14 protein-coding genes are annotated in these 14,914 nt (G+C 63.7%); 7 read left to right on the top strand and 7 right to left on the bottom strand.

The features are described 5' to 3' along the window. Nucleotides 1-14: 14 nt before the first annotated feature. Genes ASH04_RS22470 through ASH04_RS22455 form a run of 4 tightly spaced genes read right to left on the bottom strand, consistent with a single transcriptional unit; the run spans nt 15 to nt 5,402 of the window. A complete protein-coding gene (locus tag ASH04_RS22470; RefSeq protein ID WP_057474576.1) occupies nt 15-818 on the bottom strand; it encodes a hypothetical protein in 804 nt (267 codons plus the stop codon). Continuing rightward, nucleotides 815-3,148, bottom strand: a complete 2,334-nt coding sequence (locus tag ASH04_RS22465) for a phosphoribosyltransferase (protein ID WP_057474575.1) — start codon at nt 3,146-3,148, stop codon at nt 815-817. Before ASH04_RS22465 ends, ASH04_RS22470 begins: the two co-directional genes overlap by 4 nt. Then, nucleotides 3,145-4,293: an HpcH/HpaI aldolase/citrate lyase family protein gene (locus tag ASH04_RS22460; RefSeq protein WP_032382656.1), complete on the bottom strand. Its 1,149-nt coding sequence runs from the start codon at nt 4,291-4,293 to the stop codon at nt 3,145-3,147. The genes ASH04_RS22465 and ASH04_RS22460 overlap by 4 nt, the downstream gene beginning before the upstream one ends. Nucleotides 4,294-4,322: 29 nt before the next feature. Then, nucleotides 4,323-5,402 carry a hypothetical protein gene (locus ASH04_RS22455; protein WP_032392747.1) on the bottom strand — a complete coding sequence of 360 codons (1,080 nt, stop codon included), beginning with the start codon at nt 5,400-5,402 and terminating at the stop codon, nt 4,323-4,325. A 220-nt stretch (nt 5,403-5,622) separates the two neighbouring features. On the opposite strand from ASH04_RS22455, the gene ASH04_RS22450 reads away from it, so the two are divergent. Both ASH04_RS22450 and ASH04_RS22445 read left to right on the top strand, forming a co-directional pair. Continuing rightward, on the top strand, nt 5,623-6,198 hold the full coding sequence (locus ASH04_RS22450) for a TerD family protein (protein WP_027495074.1): 576 nt from the start codon (nt 5,623-5,625) through the stop codon (nt 6,196-6,198). Nucleotides 6,199-6,323: 125 nt separating this feature from the next. Further along, on the top strand, nt 6,324-7,421 hold the full coding sequence (locus ASH04_RS22445; RefSeq protein ID WP_032373439.1) for a DUF475 domain-containing protein: 1,098 nt from the start codon (nt 6,324-6,326) through the stop codon (nt 7,419-7,421). Nucleotides 7,422-7,453: 32 nt separating this feature from the next. Here ASH04_RS22445 and ASH04_RS22440 read toward each other — a convergent pair whose 3' ends face one another. The 3 genes from ASH04_RS22440 to ASH04_RS22430 form a co-directional block, all read right to left on the bottom strand. Then, nucleotides 7,454-7,798 (bottom strand): response regulator transcription factor, encoded by a 345-nt coding sequence (locus ASH04_RS22440; protein WP_027495076.1) that lies wholly within the window; start codon nt 7,796-7,798, stop codon nt 7,454-7,456. A 151-nt stretch (nt 7,799-7,949) separates the two neighbouring features. Then, a complete protein-coding gene (locus ASH04_RS22435) occupies nt 7,950-8,648 on the bottom strand; it encodes a response regulator transcription factor (RefSeq protein ID WP_057474574.1) in 699 nt (232 codons plus the stop codon). 53 nt (nt 8,649-8,701) lie between these two features. After that, the gene (locus ASH04_RS22430) at nt 8,702-10,105 is read right to left on the bottom strand and encodes a glycosyltransferase family 87 protein (RefSeq protein WP_057474573.1); all 1,404 of its coding nucleotides are present in this window, start codon (nt 10,103-10,105) and stop codon (nt 8,702-8,704) included. A gap of 161 nt (nt 10,106-10,266) precedes the next feature. On the opposite strand from ASH04_RS22430, the gene rpsF reads away from it, so the two are divergent. The 5 genes from rpsF (at nt 10,267) to ASH04_RS22405 (ending at nt 14,421) form a co-directional block, all read left to right on the top strand. Continuing rightward, a complete protein-coding gene (gene rpsF / locus ASH04_RS22425) occupies nt 10,267-10,554 on the top strand; it encodes a 30S ribosomal protein S6 (RefSeq protein ID WP_008711385.1) in 288 nt (95 codons plus the stop codon). Nucleotides 10,555-10,611: 57 nt separating this feature from the next. After that, nucleotides 10,612-11,157: a single-stranded DNA-binding protein gene (locus ASH04_RS22420; RefSeq protein WP_027495079.1), complete on the top strand. Its 546-nt coding sequence runs from the start codon at nt 10,612-10,614 to the stop codon at nt 11,155-11,157. Nucleotides 11,158-11,199: 42 nt separating this feature from the next. Next, a complete protein-coding gene (gene rpsR, locus ASH04_RS22415; RefSeq protein ID WP_027495080.1) occupies nt 11,200-11,442 on the top strand; it encodes a 30S ribosomal protein S18 in 243 nt (80 codons plus the stop codon). Nucleotides 11,443-11,457: 15 nt separating this feature from the next. Then, nucleotides 11,458-11,913 (top strand): 50S ribosomal protein L9, encoded by a 456-nt coding sequence (rplI, locus tag ASH04_RS22410; RefSeq protein WP_027495081.1) that lies wholly within the window; start codon nt 11,458-11,460, stop codon nt 11,911-11,913. Nucleotides 11,914-12,141: 228 nt separating this feature from the next. Next, the gene (locus ASH04_RS22405) at nt 12,142-14,421 is read left to right on the top strand and encodes a SulP family inorganic anion transporter (protein WP_057474572.1); all 2,280 of its coding nucleotides are present in this window, start codon (nt 12,142-12,144) and stop codon (nt 14,419-14,421) included. The last annotated feature ends 493 nt before the right edge of the window (nt 14,422-14,914 follow it).

Genomic DNA, 14,914 nt, shown 5'->3' with positions numbered 1-14,914 from the left:
CCCCCGACGAACTGTTAGACGCGGTGCGCAGTGGTTCGGTTCCGCAGCCACTCGAGAATTTCCTCGCTGGCCCGTACGCCGGAGGAATCGGTGACGGTCAACCCGGGGCGGGTGAACCCCAGCAGTTCGAGCTCGCCGTGCCGCGGCCTAACTGCCTCGTCGGCGGCCATGAGCATCTCGGCGTCGAGTGCGCCGTCACCGGCAGCGAACACGCCGGCCTCGGCATCCAGGGAACCGTCCTGAACCAGCCTGGCACGGACCTCGGCCACGGCGGAGCTCTTGCACACCGCGTTGGGCATCGTGTAGATCTTGCGACCCTGCTGGGAGACGTTCCAGTCGCGTGCCGCGCACCACTGCGACCAGTCCGAGACGAAGTCCGGCGGGACGGCGGTGACGTCGACGACGAGGTAGCAGAACAGGCCGTCGGCCTCGCGGTATTTGAGCACCCAGTCTTCGGAGACCCTCGATCTCAACTCTGCGCCGATGCCGGCCAGGTCCAGATCGAAGCCCTTGCGCCAGGCCGTATCCGGCTCACCGTCGACGAGAATGTTGCCACCGTTGCTGGTGATGGCGTACCGCCACGGGGCACCCGGCAAGTCGATGCGCTGGAACTGTTCGATGGTCCGCGTCGTCGTCGGAACCACGGGGACGCTCTCGCTCAACCCGCGGAGCAGCGACATCGACCGAGTGCTCATGTACGACAACGGTTTGCCCTCGTACACCTCCACGCACTCGAACGTCTCGTCCAGGGGCACACCGAGCGCGCCTTCGGAGAAGATCATCGTGCGATCGAGGTCGACGGCGACGAGGGCGCTCACGAGGCATCCTCGGTGGAGACGTTCTTGATCAGACCCATGCACGAGTAGGCGAGGTCGGGTACCACGTCGACCGGTACTCCCCTGGCTCCGGCGAGCATCCGAATATGTTGGTGCTCCGGAGCATTCGCGTCGCGCACCAACACGCGCCACGGTACTCGGCGTAGCAGCACCCGCGTGGTCTCGCCGACACCGGGCTTGACGAAGTTGACGTGCGAGATGCCGTACTCCTGGCGGACCTTCTCCACCGATGCCCATCCCGACCAGGTGGGAGTCCTGTCGGACGCGAGCACCGACGACACCGTCTCCGCGACCTCGTCACGCACGTCGTCGAATCGAGCCGTCACCGCGTCGAGTAGATGCCGCGACACGTCGTCGGGTGCGAGATCCGCATAGTACTTCGCGCCGTGGAAGTCTCCGGGACGAATCAGGCTGTCGTTGAGCACTGTTCGCGAAACGAGGCCCGAGACGGTCGAATTCAGGCAGGCCGAGGCGATGAGGAAGTCGTCTCGGGTCCCGTAGGTGCGAGCGCAGTGTCCGGGATCGGCGAGCACGGCCAGATCGTCGTCGAAGTCCGCCCCAGGGAAGTCGCTTAGTGCCGCTGTGAGTTCGCGTGCAATGGCACCTTTGCCGGTCCAGCCGTCCACGAACACCACCGAGCGTGAATCGTGGTGCTCGGCGAGGTAGCGCAGAGCGACGCTGTCGATACCCCGATCACGCACGATCGAGACGGCGTAATGCGGTATCTCGATGCCGTGGGCGGCGAAAGCCCAGCGCCGCATCAGAATTCCCACCGGAGTACCGGCCCGCGCCAGTGATGCGAGCACGATGTCGTGTCCGCGCTCGGCGAGCACCACCTCGGTGACGGTTCCGACGGCGACCGCGAGCCGCGCCGCACTCTCGTGCAGTACCTTCTCGAACAGTTCGCGATACGCGAGATCGGGTTGGAATTCGACCGGCAGCGATTCGGCATAGTGCGCCGTGCCGGCCTGAATCGCCCTCTCGCGCTCCGCCGTTGCCGCTTCCAGCGAGATCCCCGACAGGTCTTTGAGTAGCCAGGTCACCTCGTCCGGCGCGTACGAGCCGAACTCGGGCCCACGCAGCGGACGGGCACGTCTGGCGATCTCGAGCGCCTGCGGATCGGCACCGGTGACGACCACGACCAGCACGTCGGTGCCCGCCGCCGCGAGTGTCCCCGCCGCGGCGGTGAGTGCGTCGGTATCTGCGGGGGCATCGGCGACGAACACCAGGGTCGAGTCGGCCGGCGCGTCGGCGTTGTAGAGGTAGCGCAGAGAGGATTCGTCCTCGGGTGCTGCGAATTCGAAGCCCCGGCGCAGTGGGTAGCCCGCCACGTCGAGTACGTAGGCGGGCGAGCGGGTGGTCGTCTGGAACAGTGCGCTGTGTCCGCGTCGTTGCAGCGCTGCCGCCAGGCGTAACGGCAGGTACATCAGCTCCTCGTGGCCGACGACCACGACGGCACCCGAGTCGGGGAGCGACGCGTCGACGGTGGCCGCGACTGCTTCGATCGCGTCGTCGAACCCGGCCGCATCGGACCCGAGGAAGCCGTGGCGGCCGCCGTCGGGTAGAGCTGCGGGCCAGTGCGCGTCGATGCGGCGTACCGAACCAGGTTGTGCAGCAATCGGATTGAACGTCGGATCGGGCAGGTTCAGTACCGTCTCCACGAGCCCGGGTGCCAGCTCGACCGATCCCTGAGCGAGGCTGACGTTGTCGATCACGACGCCCAGTTCGGTGGCCGTTGCTGCGGTCGCGTCGAGATGCTCGGCGGTACGCATGTCCACCAGGGATGCGATGACGTAGTGGGAACGCGCAGCCGTGGAATGGATCTGGCGGAGCGCATCGAGCGCGGTGGCTCCGGTCGAGATCTCGTCGTCGACGAGAACGAGGGGTAGTTCGCCGCCGAGCAGGTCCGCCGAGGTCGGCATCAGCAGATGGTCGGTGGCGTGCGAGTGCCCTTCCTCGAACTCACCGTGCACCGTCATGCCCGGTACCGTGCGGCGGGTCGAGTGCACATAGCAGCGCGCATCGAGGGCGGTTGCCACCGTGTGACCCAATCCCGTTGCCGTCTCCGCGAATCCGAGAACATCGACGTCGGAGCCGCCGACCGCCGCAGCGACCAGGCTGGCCAATTCATCGCCGGCACCGATGACGACGTCCGGATCCACGGGTATGTGTTTGCCGAGCACAGTGGACACCAACAGGTGTGCCCGTCGGGGATTGCGACGTAGGCCGGGACGCACCAGTTGTCGTGCCGTCCACGACGACGAGGAGCCGGTGTCGGTCAGGACGATGCCGTCGGCCGGGTTGTCGGTCATCGCTGAGCCAGCGCCGTCAGGAGGTCCACGAACGTGATCCCTTCGTTGGTGACCCCGAATGCCCGGGCGCGAACCATCGTCTGTTTCGCCCAATTGCGATGTGGTCCCAGCTCGTTCATCTTGTTCCGGTATCCGGAGGCCTGCGCGCCGCCCTGGTCGGAGGCCAGAATGTCGAGGGCGTCGTGGTATTCCTCGTGCGTCACTGCGGACAATGCGTGCACGGCAGGAACGTGGGATGGATGGATGACCGTCTTGCCCTGGATACCGTTGGCGCGGTCGAGGGCGACCTCGCGCAGCAGTGCGTCCAAGTCGCTGCTGACCAGTTGCTGCCGGAAGCGCACGGCCTCCTGGTCGACGAACGGCGTCTGGCGCAGCAATGGCCGGAACATGCGTTCGTGGTCTGCGAAGTACTCCCACACCGGCCCGGTGATGACGAATCCCGATCCGTCGTTGCGGCCCAGATGATTGACGATCGCGCTGATCACGTCGGCTACGACGCGGACGTCGTAGATCGTCAGGTCACGGTCGCGGCGAATGCCGAAGGTGCCGCACATGTCGGTGGCTCCGATGCGGACTGCCAGCACGATGTCTCGGTATTTTCCCAGTAGTTCTCGGATGGCAACGAGTTCGGTGTCGCGTGTTTCGCGGTGGACCACCTCGGCCGACTCGAGAACCGGCATCGCCAACAAGCGGGTGTCGTGCGCGGTGGACGCGGCGAGAATCTCGTCGAGGTACTCGGCTCCGGTTGCCGAGGTGAACTTCGGTACGACGAATCCGGCAAGTCCAGCGGCCCCAGGAGTCAGACCGGCGCAGACCGTCCGAATCTGTTGGGCCGTGCGGGCTCGGACGAACACCAGTGCATTCGAACCCGAGAGTTCGTTCAGAGTTCGGATGGTGTTCTCCACCGCGTACTGCAGATCATGATCTGCGACTGCATCTTCGAGATCGATCACGATCGATCGAACGCCCTCGTCGGTGCGCTTGTGCACCGTCGCGGTCAGGTCCGCACGGGTCGCGGGAATGTACAGCGTCGCACCGAGTGCTGTTGCTACGACGTTGTTTCCGTCACTGACCGCGATGTCCTCCGGTTGCAGGAAGAACATGCGTTCGCGGGTGTCGGCGTCGAGATGGCGAAAGTGTTGCACCATGATCCTTCGTGTGAATGCGGTCGGTGCTAGCTGCGCATGCGTTCGATCACGCCTGCGATGAAGTCCGAAATGGTAGCCAGATCCTGCAGATATGACCAGTAGTCGGGATGGGTACCCGTCAGTGCGTTGCTCGCCCTGTCGATCCGGGCGAGCTGAGCATCCAGCACCGAGCCCCATTCGGCAACCAGACCACGATTGATCGCGAGTTGTTGAGCGTCACGAAGTTTGAACCGGACCTTGTTCTCGGTCTCGCTCGGATCGGCTTTGACTGCGCGCAGCAGGCGAACACGATCGGTGACGGCATCGACCAGGTGCTCGGCATCGGTCAGGTGCGACCGGGCCTGGGCGACGAGATCCAAGGCCTGCTCGGGGTTGCCCGTGTCGAGCGCCGAACGGGCCGCTCGCAGATCCTCGTCGGCCTGCTCGATGTGGCGCACACTCGATCGTTCGTTGTGCGACAAATCTGCCGAACTCTTGGCATTGAATTCGCGAAGCAAACTCGAGAAGGCCGGCGCGATCCCCTCGGATCTCGTTCGTACGGCTTCGATTCGGGTCCGCACCGAGACCAGTGCGGTCCGGGCCTCCTGCTGGCGTCCGGGAGCCGAGCGAACCGCCTCGCGCAACGCAGAGGACCTGTCCCGGACGACGGCGGCCTGCTCTCGCGCACGCAGCGGATCCCGTCGAAGATCGTTCAATTGTGTTGTGGCGGAGTCCAGTTCGTTCCAGGCCTGCCGCAGTGATGGATAGGTGGCGTACTGCTCGTCGACGGTGGACCGCGCAGCGTCCGCCTCGGCCAGTGCGTCCTGCACCAGGCGCGGGGTGGCCGCGAACTGTGCCGAGGCGTGCTCGAGAGTGCTGCGATGAGCCTCGTAGAAACGGTCGACGGCGACACTGGCGTCGTGGAGCAGCCGCGTCGCGTTGTCGAATGCCGACCTCGCGGCGGCAGTGGTGATTCCGTCGAACTGTTCGACGGCAGCGAGATACGCCGCTCCCGCGTCGAAACACAGCTTCTCGGTATCGAACCATCGGCGGGCGAGTCCGTCCTCCGGACGCAGCGCGGTGGATGCCTCGACGCCGGCGGATGCGATGGACTGTCGCTTGTCCATGTCGAGAAAGGCGGCGACAGCGGCGTCCTGGGAACGACGCGCGGCGGCGTCCGATTCGGAACCTCGGCGAAACACCCCAGGCCAGCGACTTGTCACCTGTTCGATACTACCGACGGGAACCTCCGCATCACCGCGCTCGTTGGTCGAGTACGTCCAGAAACCGGACATTCCCACTACGGTTGTACCCGTAACGGGAAACCAATTGCGAAAGGACCTCTCAATGGGCGTCAGCCTCAGCAAGGGTGGCAATGTCTCGCTCACCAAGGCAGCACCGAACCTGACCGCGGTCGTGGTCGGCCTCGGTTGGGACATCCGCACGACGACGGGCACCGACTTCGACCTCGATGCCAGCGCCATCGCATTGAACTCGACGAAGAAGGCCCTGAGCGACGGGCACTTCGTGTTCTTCAACAACTTGAAGTCTCCCGACGGCTCCATCGAGCACACCGGGGACAACACGACCGGTGAAGGCGACGGAGACGACGAGCAGATCAAGGTCGATCTCGCCGCTGTGCCGCCGGAGATCGAGACCATCACGTTCCCCGTGTCGATCTACGATGCGGACGCTCGCTCGCAGTCGTTCGGTCAGGTGCGCAACGCGTTCATTCGCGTCATCAACCAGGCCGACAACTCCGAGCTCGCTCGCTACGACCTCAGCGAGGATGCCTCGACCGAAACCGCCATGGTCTTCGGCGAGCTGTACCGCAACGGCGCGGAGTGGAAGTTCCGCGCGGTCGGCCAGGGCTACGCGTCCGGGCTCGCAGGCATCGCCCGGGACTTCGGAGTAAACGTCTAGTAAAGGCACTCCCAAGATTGGGGATACCCCCGCCTCGTCATTCATGATGGGCGGGGGTTTTTCCGTTTCGTCCCCCAACTTGGTCGCGCCTGCGGGCTCTGCTCCTAGCCAGAAAGGCCACTGACGTGGTTATGAGAATCTTCGGCTGGTCGATTGCGGTCACCATCGTGTCCGTCATCGTGGCCTTCTTGTACGGCGGACTCGAGGCGATGATTCTCGTCCTCATCCTCGGTGTGCTCGAAGTGTCCCTGTCCTTCGACAACGCCGTCATCAACGCCACCGTGTTGCGACGGATGAGTGAGTTCTGGCAGAAGATCTTCCTCACCATCGGCATCGTCATCGCCGTGTTCGGCATGCGGTTGCTGTTCCCGCTGGTCATCGTCTGGGCTGCGTCGGGCCTCGGTCCGGTCGCCGCCATCGACCTGGCGCTCAACCCGCCCGCCGACGGTGCCGCGACCTTCCCGGACGGTTCGCCGAGCTACGAAACGCTCCTCACCGACGCACATCCGCAGATCGCAGCCTTCGGCGGCATGTTCCTGCTGATGCTCTTCCTCGGCTTCATCTTCGAGGATCGCGAGATCACGTGGCTGAGCTGGCTGGAGAAGCCTCTCGCCCGGATCGGTCGCCTCGATCAGCTGTCCGTTGTCGTCGCGGGCCTGCTGCTCGTGCTCAGCGCCGAATTCCTCGCCGACGACGACAAGATTTCCACCGTCATGGTCTCCGGCGTGCTCGGCATGATCACCTACATTGCCGTCAACGGTCTCGGCGAACTGTTCCACATCGAGGAAGAGGGCGAAGAGTCCTCCGGCGGCCCGAGCGAACTGGCGAAGGCGACCGGCAAGGCCGGCTTCTTCCTGTTCCTCTACCTCGAGGTCCTCGACGCGTCGTTCTCGTTCGACGGTGTCATCGGAGCCTTCGCCATCACCGCGGACCCGATCATCATCGCGCTCGGCCTCGGCTTCATCGGTGCCATGTTCGTTCGCTCGATCACGGTGTTCCTCGTTCGCAAGGGGACGTTGTCGGACTACGTGTACCTCGAGCACGGCGCGCACTGGGCAATCGGTGCCTTGGCCCTCATCCTGCTCGTGTCGATCGGCGTTCACATCAACGAACTGATCACCGGCTTCGTCGGAATCCTCTTCATCGGTGCGGCACTGATCAGCAGCATCCGACGCAACAAGCGTCTCGAGAGCGAAGGCGTGGACACCGAAGTCCACGTCTGACCTACGCTCTCGAACCGCAACAGCTCGAAGACTTACAGCTCCGAGATGTCGACGAGTCCGTCCTGCAGGGCCCTGGCCACCAGAGCGGCCTTGGTCGGGGCGGACCGTCCGACCGAGGTGTATTTCGCGCGGATGCGCGTCAAGTGGGTGTTGACGGTTCCCAGCGACAGGAACAGTGCCTTTGCGACCTCGGTCTTGGAGTCGAGGCGAATCCAGCAGAGCAGTACCTCGATCTCACGGTCGGTCAGGCCGGGCCGAGTGGGAAACTTGTCTCTCTGCTCAGCGGGCGGCACCAGGCTGATCAGTCCGCGAGCGAGCGGTGCGGCAGAGATGGAGTCGCTGTGTTCCGAGGGCATGGGATCGAGCAGTGCGGACATCAGTTCTCCCGAGGGCCGAGGCAGGTTGAGACGGTCTAAACCTGAGTCAACTCATTCTCACAGGTCGAACACAGACTCGCTGCCCTGATTTCTATGGGCATTTAAACCGTCAACTCTGAAGATGCGTCATGAATCGCGCTCCAACCGGTCATCAGTCCTGCGAGGGGAGCTCGGGCATCGGGAGCCACCCGTCTTCGACCGCGCGTTTGTACAGGTCGGTTTTGGTCGGTGCCGGACGCCCCGCCTCGGCGTATTTGTTGCGGATGCGCACGAGGTAGTCGTTCACGGTCTGTTCCGACAGTCCGGCCAGGCGGGCGACGCGTCCTGCCTTCTCGCCCGACGCGTAAAGGGCGAGCACCTCGCGTTGACGTGGGCTCAGACCGACGTCGGGCAGTTGCGGATCGCCGTCGATCGCCGCGGCCCAGTCCGTGGTGACCACCTGCCCGCCGCTCGCGGCTCGCCGGATCGCAGACACGATGGCCGATGCGGGCGCGGACTTGCGCACGACGCCGAGCACTCCCGCGCGTGCAGCGGACCGAACCAGGAATGCGTTCTCGGCACCGGTGTACACCAGCACTCGTGATCCCGCGGCGTGCAACTGTTCCACGTTCGAGCGCGGAGACGATCCGTCGCCGAGGCGCAGATCGAGTACCACCAGGTCGAGCTGCTTTCGCTGGGCGAGCAATTCGTCCACGGTGGAGGCCATGATCACGAGATCGAGATCGGGTTCGTCCGCCAGCATGGCCTTGAGGCCGAGCGCGACGGATTCGTGGTCCTCGATCAAACCGATCCGACGTACTGCGGCAGTGCCGTCCTCGGTACTTCCCTGAGATTGCGACACCTGTGCCATGTTCCCGCCCCGCTCTGCGCCCTTTTTCCCCAGCGCCCTGTTCTACCGACGCTCTAGTGCCTCGGTGATGCCGTCACAGATGTCGTCGACGAACGAGGCGACGTTACCGACTCCGAGTCGGTTTCGCCCGGTTGGGCAAACCGCAGGCGAGCGCGGGCGAACATCACGAACAGCACCACCAGCAGCAGCGCTCGCCCCCAGACTCCGACGAGGACGAAGAATTCCTCGTCGTTGGCGTCGACGCCGGAGGCCAGCGCAGCGAAGTACTTGAACACGCCGATCCCCATCGACAGATCGACCATCAAGTACGCGGCGACGATTCCCCAGGGGATCCGAAGCAACACGAGGAAGGGAAGCAGCCACAGCGTGTACTGGGGTGAGTGCACCTTGTGCAGCAGCATGAAGCCGCACAGCATCGACCCGCTCACTGCAACCCAGGGATACGTGCCGATCACGTTCGCGCGCCGGAAGCCGAGCCACAGCGCGAGCGCGAACGCGACGAACACCAGGAGCGGCGACGCCACGTCGACGACTTTCTGGAACGACGCTTCGGCGTCGTTGTACGCGTCGGGCGTCATGCGGTCGTTGACATAGAGATGGCGCAGCCCCCAGTACCAGATGGAGTTTGTCGTCAGATCCGCCTGGCGCAGCGACTGGAAGGTGAAGGACGCGCGCCAGCCCTCGTAACCGATGACGGCGAACGGCAGGTTGACTGCGACGACGGTGGCGATCGCGGCTCCCGCGACCTGCAGGCCGCCGCGTATGTCGTAGCGGCCACGGACGGTCTCCGGTTTTTCTCGACCGTTCGTTCCGCCGGTGACGACATAGGCAATGAGCGGGAGCACGAACGCGCCCGGATAGATCTTGAGGCAGAATCCGATCGCCAGCAGTACCGAAGCCACAATTGCCTTGCGCCGCAATGCAATCGGCAATGTCATGACGAAGATCGCACCTACCGCAGAGGCGACGACCGGTAGTTCCCAGTTGTGGAAGGCGTACATCACCAGGGGTGGGGAGATGGACCACAGCAGCGCCGGCCAGCCGGTCATCCGCCCGAGCATCCAGGCGGTGAGAAGCCCGAACGGTGCAAGGATCAGTGCCGAGGTCAACAGGAACTGCGCGTCGGTGTGGGCCGGGATCGCGCCGAGCCACATCAGCAGACCGCTCAGAACCGGATACTCGACCGTCCCTCCGGTGAGGATTCCATCGCTCGTGATTGCCCCGTGGATGTAGGGAAATATGTGATTGTCGATATCGCGACCGAGCCACAGGAACTGGATGTCGGAGTAGCAGACGGACGAGTCCTTGATGACGTCGAACACCGTGCTGCGTCCGGACTCGTCGAACGGTGCGACGGCGCAGCGGGCCTTGTTCAGATATCCCAGAATCAACCCGATTGCTGCCATCGCGACGACCACGACAACCGTCGTCGGACTGGCGCGGACCCCGGATCGCATGGTGCAAGAGTATGACGAGCGAATGCCCGACTGTGCGCCCAGAGGGAATTAGCAGGTCAGGGCCCTGTCGTGTATCTTCGAGGGGTTGCTGACGCAACGACCCTCCTGCCACGGATAGTCCGTGGCCGTTTTCACTAGTCCACAGGAGGTGATGAGGTCTTATGCGTCATTACGAATTGATGGTCATTCTCGACCCCAATCTGGACGAGCGCACTGTCGCTCCGTCGCTCGATACGTTCCTCAACGTCGTTCGCAAGGATGGCGGCACCGTCGACAAGGTCGATGTATGGGGCAAGCGTCGTCTGGCTTACGAGATCCTCAAGCATGCCGAGGGCATATACGCCGTTGTGAACCTCAACGCCGAGCCTGCCACCGTCAGCGAGCTGGATCGTCAGCTCGGACTCAACGAGTCCGTGTTGCGTACGAAGGTCCTGCGACAGGGCAAGTAATTGTCGGTGTCCGGCCCTAGGCTGGCACTCACAACGCTTACTACTGAAAGAGGAACCATGGCAGGCGAGACCGTCATCACCGTCATCGGAAACTTGACGGCTGATCCAGAACTTCGATTCACCCCCGCCGGTGCGGCAGTTGCCAACTTCACGGTTGCATCCACCCCGCGCACATTCGATCGTCAGACGAACGAATGGAAAGACGGCGACGCGCTCTTCATGCGCTGCAACATCTGGCGCGAGGCAGCGGAGAACGTTGCCGAGAGTCTGACCCGAGGCTCACGAGTGATCGTGAGCGGACGGCTGCGGCAGCGTTCGTACGAGACGCGCGAGGGTGAGAAGCGGACAGTCGTCGAGCTCGAAGTCGACGAGATCGGACCTTCACTTCGCTACGCCACCGCAAAGGTCAACAAGGCCAATCGCGGTGGAGGTGGCGGCGGAGGCGGCTTCAACTCCGGCTCGGGTTCCTCCGGCGGATCGGGCGGCGGCCGCTCGAACTCCTCGTCCAACTCCGGTTCCGGTGGAGACGATCCCTGGGGCAGTGCCCCGGCGGCGTCGGGCTCCTTCGGCGGACGTGGCGGAGACGAAGAGCCACCGTTCTAGATCCTTCGATCGAGAACAACCAGATGTAACGGAGAAAGACCCATGCCCAAACCGCCATTGCGCGACAAGGTGCTCAAGAAGAAGGCGTGTTCCTTCTGCAAGGAAAAGAACACGGCGATCGATTACAAGGACACGACGTTGCTGCGTAAGTACGTCAGCGATCGCGGAAAGATCCGTGCTCGCCGTGTCACCGGCAACTGCGTCCAGCATCAGCGTGACGTGGCCGTTGCCGTGAAGAACTCGCGTGAGGTAGCACTGCTGCCTTACGCCGCGACGGCTCGATAGAAAGGGGCGATTGGTATGAAACTGATCCTCACCGCTGATGTGGACAACCTCGGTGCGCCTGGCGACACCGTAGAGGTCAAGGACGGCTACGGCCGTAACTTCCTGCTGCCCCGCGGATTGGCCATCCAGGCCACCCGTGGAGCTCAGAAGCAGGTCGACGGCATTCGCCGCGCTCAGGAAGCTCGGGCCGTTCGCGGCCTCGAGCACGCCAACGAGCTCAAGCAGGCCATCGAGGGCCTCGAGTCCGTCACGCTGTCTGTCAAGACTGCCGGCGACTCGGGCAAGCTGTTCGGCTCGGTCACCGCGTCGGACGTCGCTTCTGCACTCAAGGCTGCCGGTGGACCGGTCGTCGACAAGCGCAGCATCGATCTGCCGAAGGCTCACGTCAAGAGCACGGGCAAGCACGACATCGTCGTGAACCTGCATCCCGACGTGACCGCCAAGTTCAAGCTGGAGGTCGTCGGAAGCTGATTTTCAGCTTTCGGCCCGAAACGGCTGCAAGAAACCCCACGAACTTCGGTTCGTGGGGTTTTTTCGTGCCATCTCACAAAATTCAACTGTCACAACGGTTTCCAAATTGTGAAGGATCTCTCTCGGTGCCACCTTCGGCCGAGGTTTGCGTACCCTTTACTTGGGGGCGACATTTCAAGCCGGAACACGATCGACCGACCTGACGCCTAGACGCCCGGAGGAACTGCCGTGACAACGACAGCAGAGCACGATTCAGAACCCAGTCCGAAGACCCGATCCGAGCCACCGTCTCGGGTCGGGTCGATAATCAAGTACGACCTACCGGCCTCGCTGGTCGTTTTCCTTGTGGCAGTGCCACTTTCGATCGGTATCGCTGTCGCCTCGGGCGCTCCCATCATGGCCGGCCTCATCGCTGCTGTGGTCGGCGGCATTCTCGCCGGTATTCTCGGCGGATCGCCGTTGCAGGTCAGTGGTCCGGCTGCGGGTCTGACTGTGGTGGTCGCCGAGTTGGTCAACCAATTCGGTTGGGCTACAACATGTGCCATCACGGTGTTGGCCGGCCTCGTCCAGGTTCTTCTGGGCATGAGCCGCATTGCTCGTAGTGCACTTGCCATTTCGCCGGTGGTCGTTCACGCGATGCTCGCCGGCATCGGTATAACCATTGCGCTGCAACAGATTCACGTGCTGCTCGGTGGAGAATCCGAAAGCTCCGCGGTGCAGAACCTGCTCGCCATTCCTCGTTCCGTGGCCGACGGCCAATGGCCGTCCATCGTCGTCGGCGGCATCGTCGTCGTGCTGATGTTCTCGTGGCCGCGACTGGCCGGCGTGTCCAGTGTGATGGCCAAGGTTTCCAAAGTGCCTGCGGCACTGGTTGCAGTGGTCACCGCAACCGCGGTCTCGATCTTCTTCTCGCTCGACGTCGAGCGAATCGAGTTGCCGGGCAACCTCATCGAGTCTCTGAGCTTCCCGATCATGCCCGACGGTCAGTGGGGTGCATTCGCCACCGGTGTCATCACCATCGCGCTGATCGCCAGCGTCGAGAGCCTGCTGTCCGCTGTGGCCGTCGACAAGATGCACAGCGGTGAGCGCACCAACTTCGACCGCGAATTGATGGCGCAGGGTGCGGGCAACATGGCCTCCGGTGCCATCGGTGGCCTGCCGATCACCGGCGTCATCGTGCGTAGCGCGACCAACGTCAAGGTCGGTGCCAAGTCTCGCGCGTCGGCGATTCTGCACGGCGTGTGGATCCTGATCTTCTCGGTGCTGTTCATTTCCATCGTCGAGCTCGTGCCCTTCGCGGCGCTCGCCGGGTTGCTCGTGATGATCGGTGTGCAGCTCATCAAACTGGCCGACATCAAGATCGCGAACAAGACCGGTGACATCGCTGTTTACGCAGTCACGGTGCTGGGTGTCGTGGCGCTCAACCTGCTCGAGGGAGTGCTGATCGGCCTGGCGCTCTCGATCATCCTGGTTCTGCGACGCGTGGTGCTGGCGAAGATTCGGGCCGAGCAAACGGTCGACGGAACCTGGCGGGTGACGATGGAGGGCTCGCTGAGCTTCCTCGCGCTGCCACGACTGACTCGTGTGTTGGCCACGGTGCCCGCAGGCACGTCCGTCACCGTCCATCTCGGAGTCGACTTCCTCGACCATGCTGTGCACGACGCGTTGAACGAGTGGGTCCGCCAACACGAGGCGACCGGTGGTTCCGTGCGCGTCGAGGAGGTCGGCACTGCGTCGATGGCTGCGGCCACCGAAGGGCCACCGCGGCGCGGATCTGCCACGGTGCGCAGTTCGTTGGCACCGTGGCGGGCGTGGCAGCTCAAGAGCGACGACACGCAGGAGGACTCGCCTGCTGCTCTGCGTCCGGTGTTGAGCGGAGTGGCCGAGTACCACCGCACTCATGCCCCCAACATTCGTCCGCACCTGGAAGGTCTGACCGAGTCTCAGGACCCGGACACGCTGTTCCTCTGCTGCGTCGACTCACGCGTCATGCCGAACACGATCACCAGTAGCGGCCCCGGTGACCTGTTCACCGTGCGCAACGTCGGCAACATGATCCCCACCCAAGGTCAGGATTGCTCGGTGGAGGCAGCCCTTGCCTTCGGCGTCGACGAAGTGGGTACGTCGTCGGTCGTGGTGTGTGGCCATTCCGGTTGCGGTGCCATGAAGGCGATTCTCGGCGGGGCGGAGAACGCCGCCGACCCGTCGGTGGCCGAGTGGCTCGGGCACGGGAGAGCCAGCCTGGACGCGTTCCGCAGTGGGCACGCGGTGGGCCGTCAAGCGGCGGAGCTGGGCTTCGGCGAGGCCGACCAGCTCGCGATGGTCAATGTCGCGGTGCAGCTGCAGACGTTGACCCGCCACCGGGTGGTGGGACGCGCGAACGCGGAGGGTCGTCTGCGGATCACCGGTCTCTTCTTCGACATCCCGTCGGCCCGGGTGCTGCAGATCGGTACGAAGGAAATCACGGTTCTCGACCCGGCGCTGTGCCCGCAGAAGGCCGATCTCTGACGGATGTTCGAGCGAAGTACGAGGGCCCGATTCCCGACGGGGATCGGGCCCTTCGGCCCGAAAACCAGCTTTAAGACTTTTTCGGTGCCAATTTCCAGCCGGTGTGACGTACTTCACCACGGAGTTCACTCGGCATTTACTCAACACGCCCGAGTTGTCAATTCGGCCGACACGCCGCCCCCAGAACGATGCACAGGCAAAAAACTTTATGTACACGCCTTGACGTGCGGGAATGGTGCAAAGTCCAAAAGTTATACCCAGGTTATCCCCAGACGGTCAACACCGTTGTTCAACCTCGTCCACATTTCATCCACAGATCCATCCACAGCCTGTGTTGTGACTCCTGGCGATACCGCTTAACGTCCCTCCAGCGTCTCTCTCGATGCCGTCGAACGGTGCCGGGGCAGCGCGGATCCGGTACCGAACAGGACCTGTCGGTGCCCGGGGGTAGAACTTGCTTGACCGCACGTCCGGGTGTTATCCGGCCGTGCTC

It is taken from the genome of Rhodococcus sp. Leaf233, from assembly GCF_001426165.1.
Taxonomy (GTDB): Bacteria; Actinomycetota; Actinomycetes; order Mycobacteriales; family Mycobacteriaceae; genus Rhodococcoides; species Rhodococcoides fascians.
The sequence above is the reverse complement of the archived record's forward strand: the minus strand, read 5'-3'. Positions and strand labels throughout refer to the sequence as shown.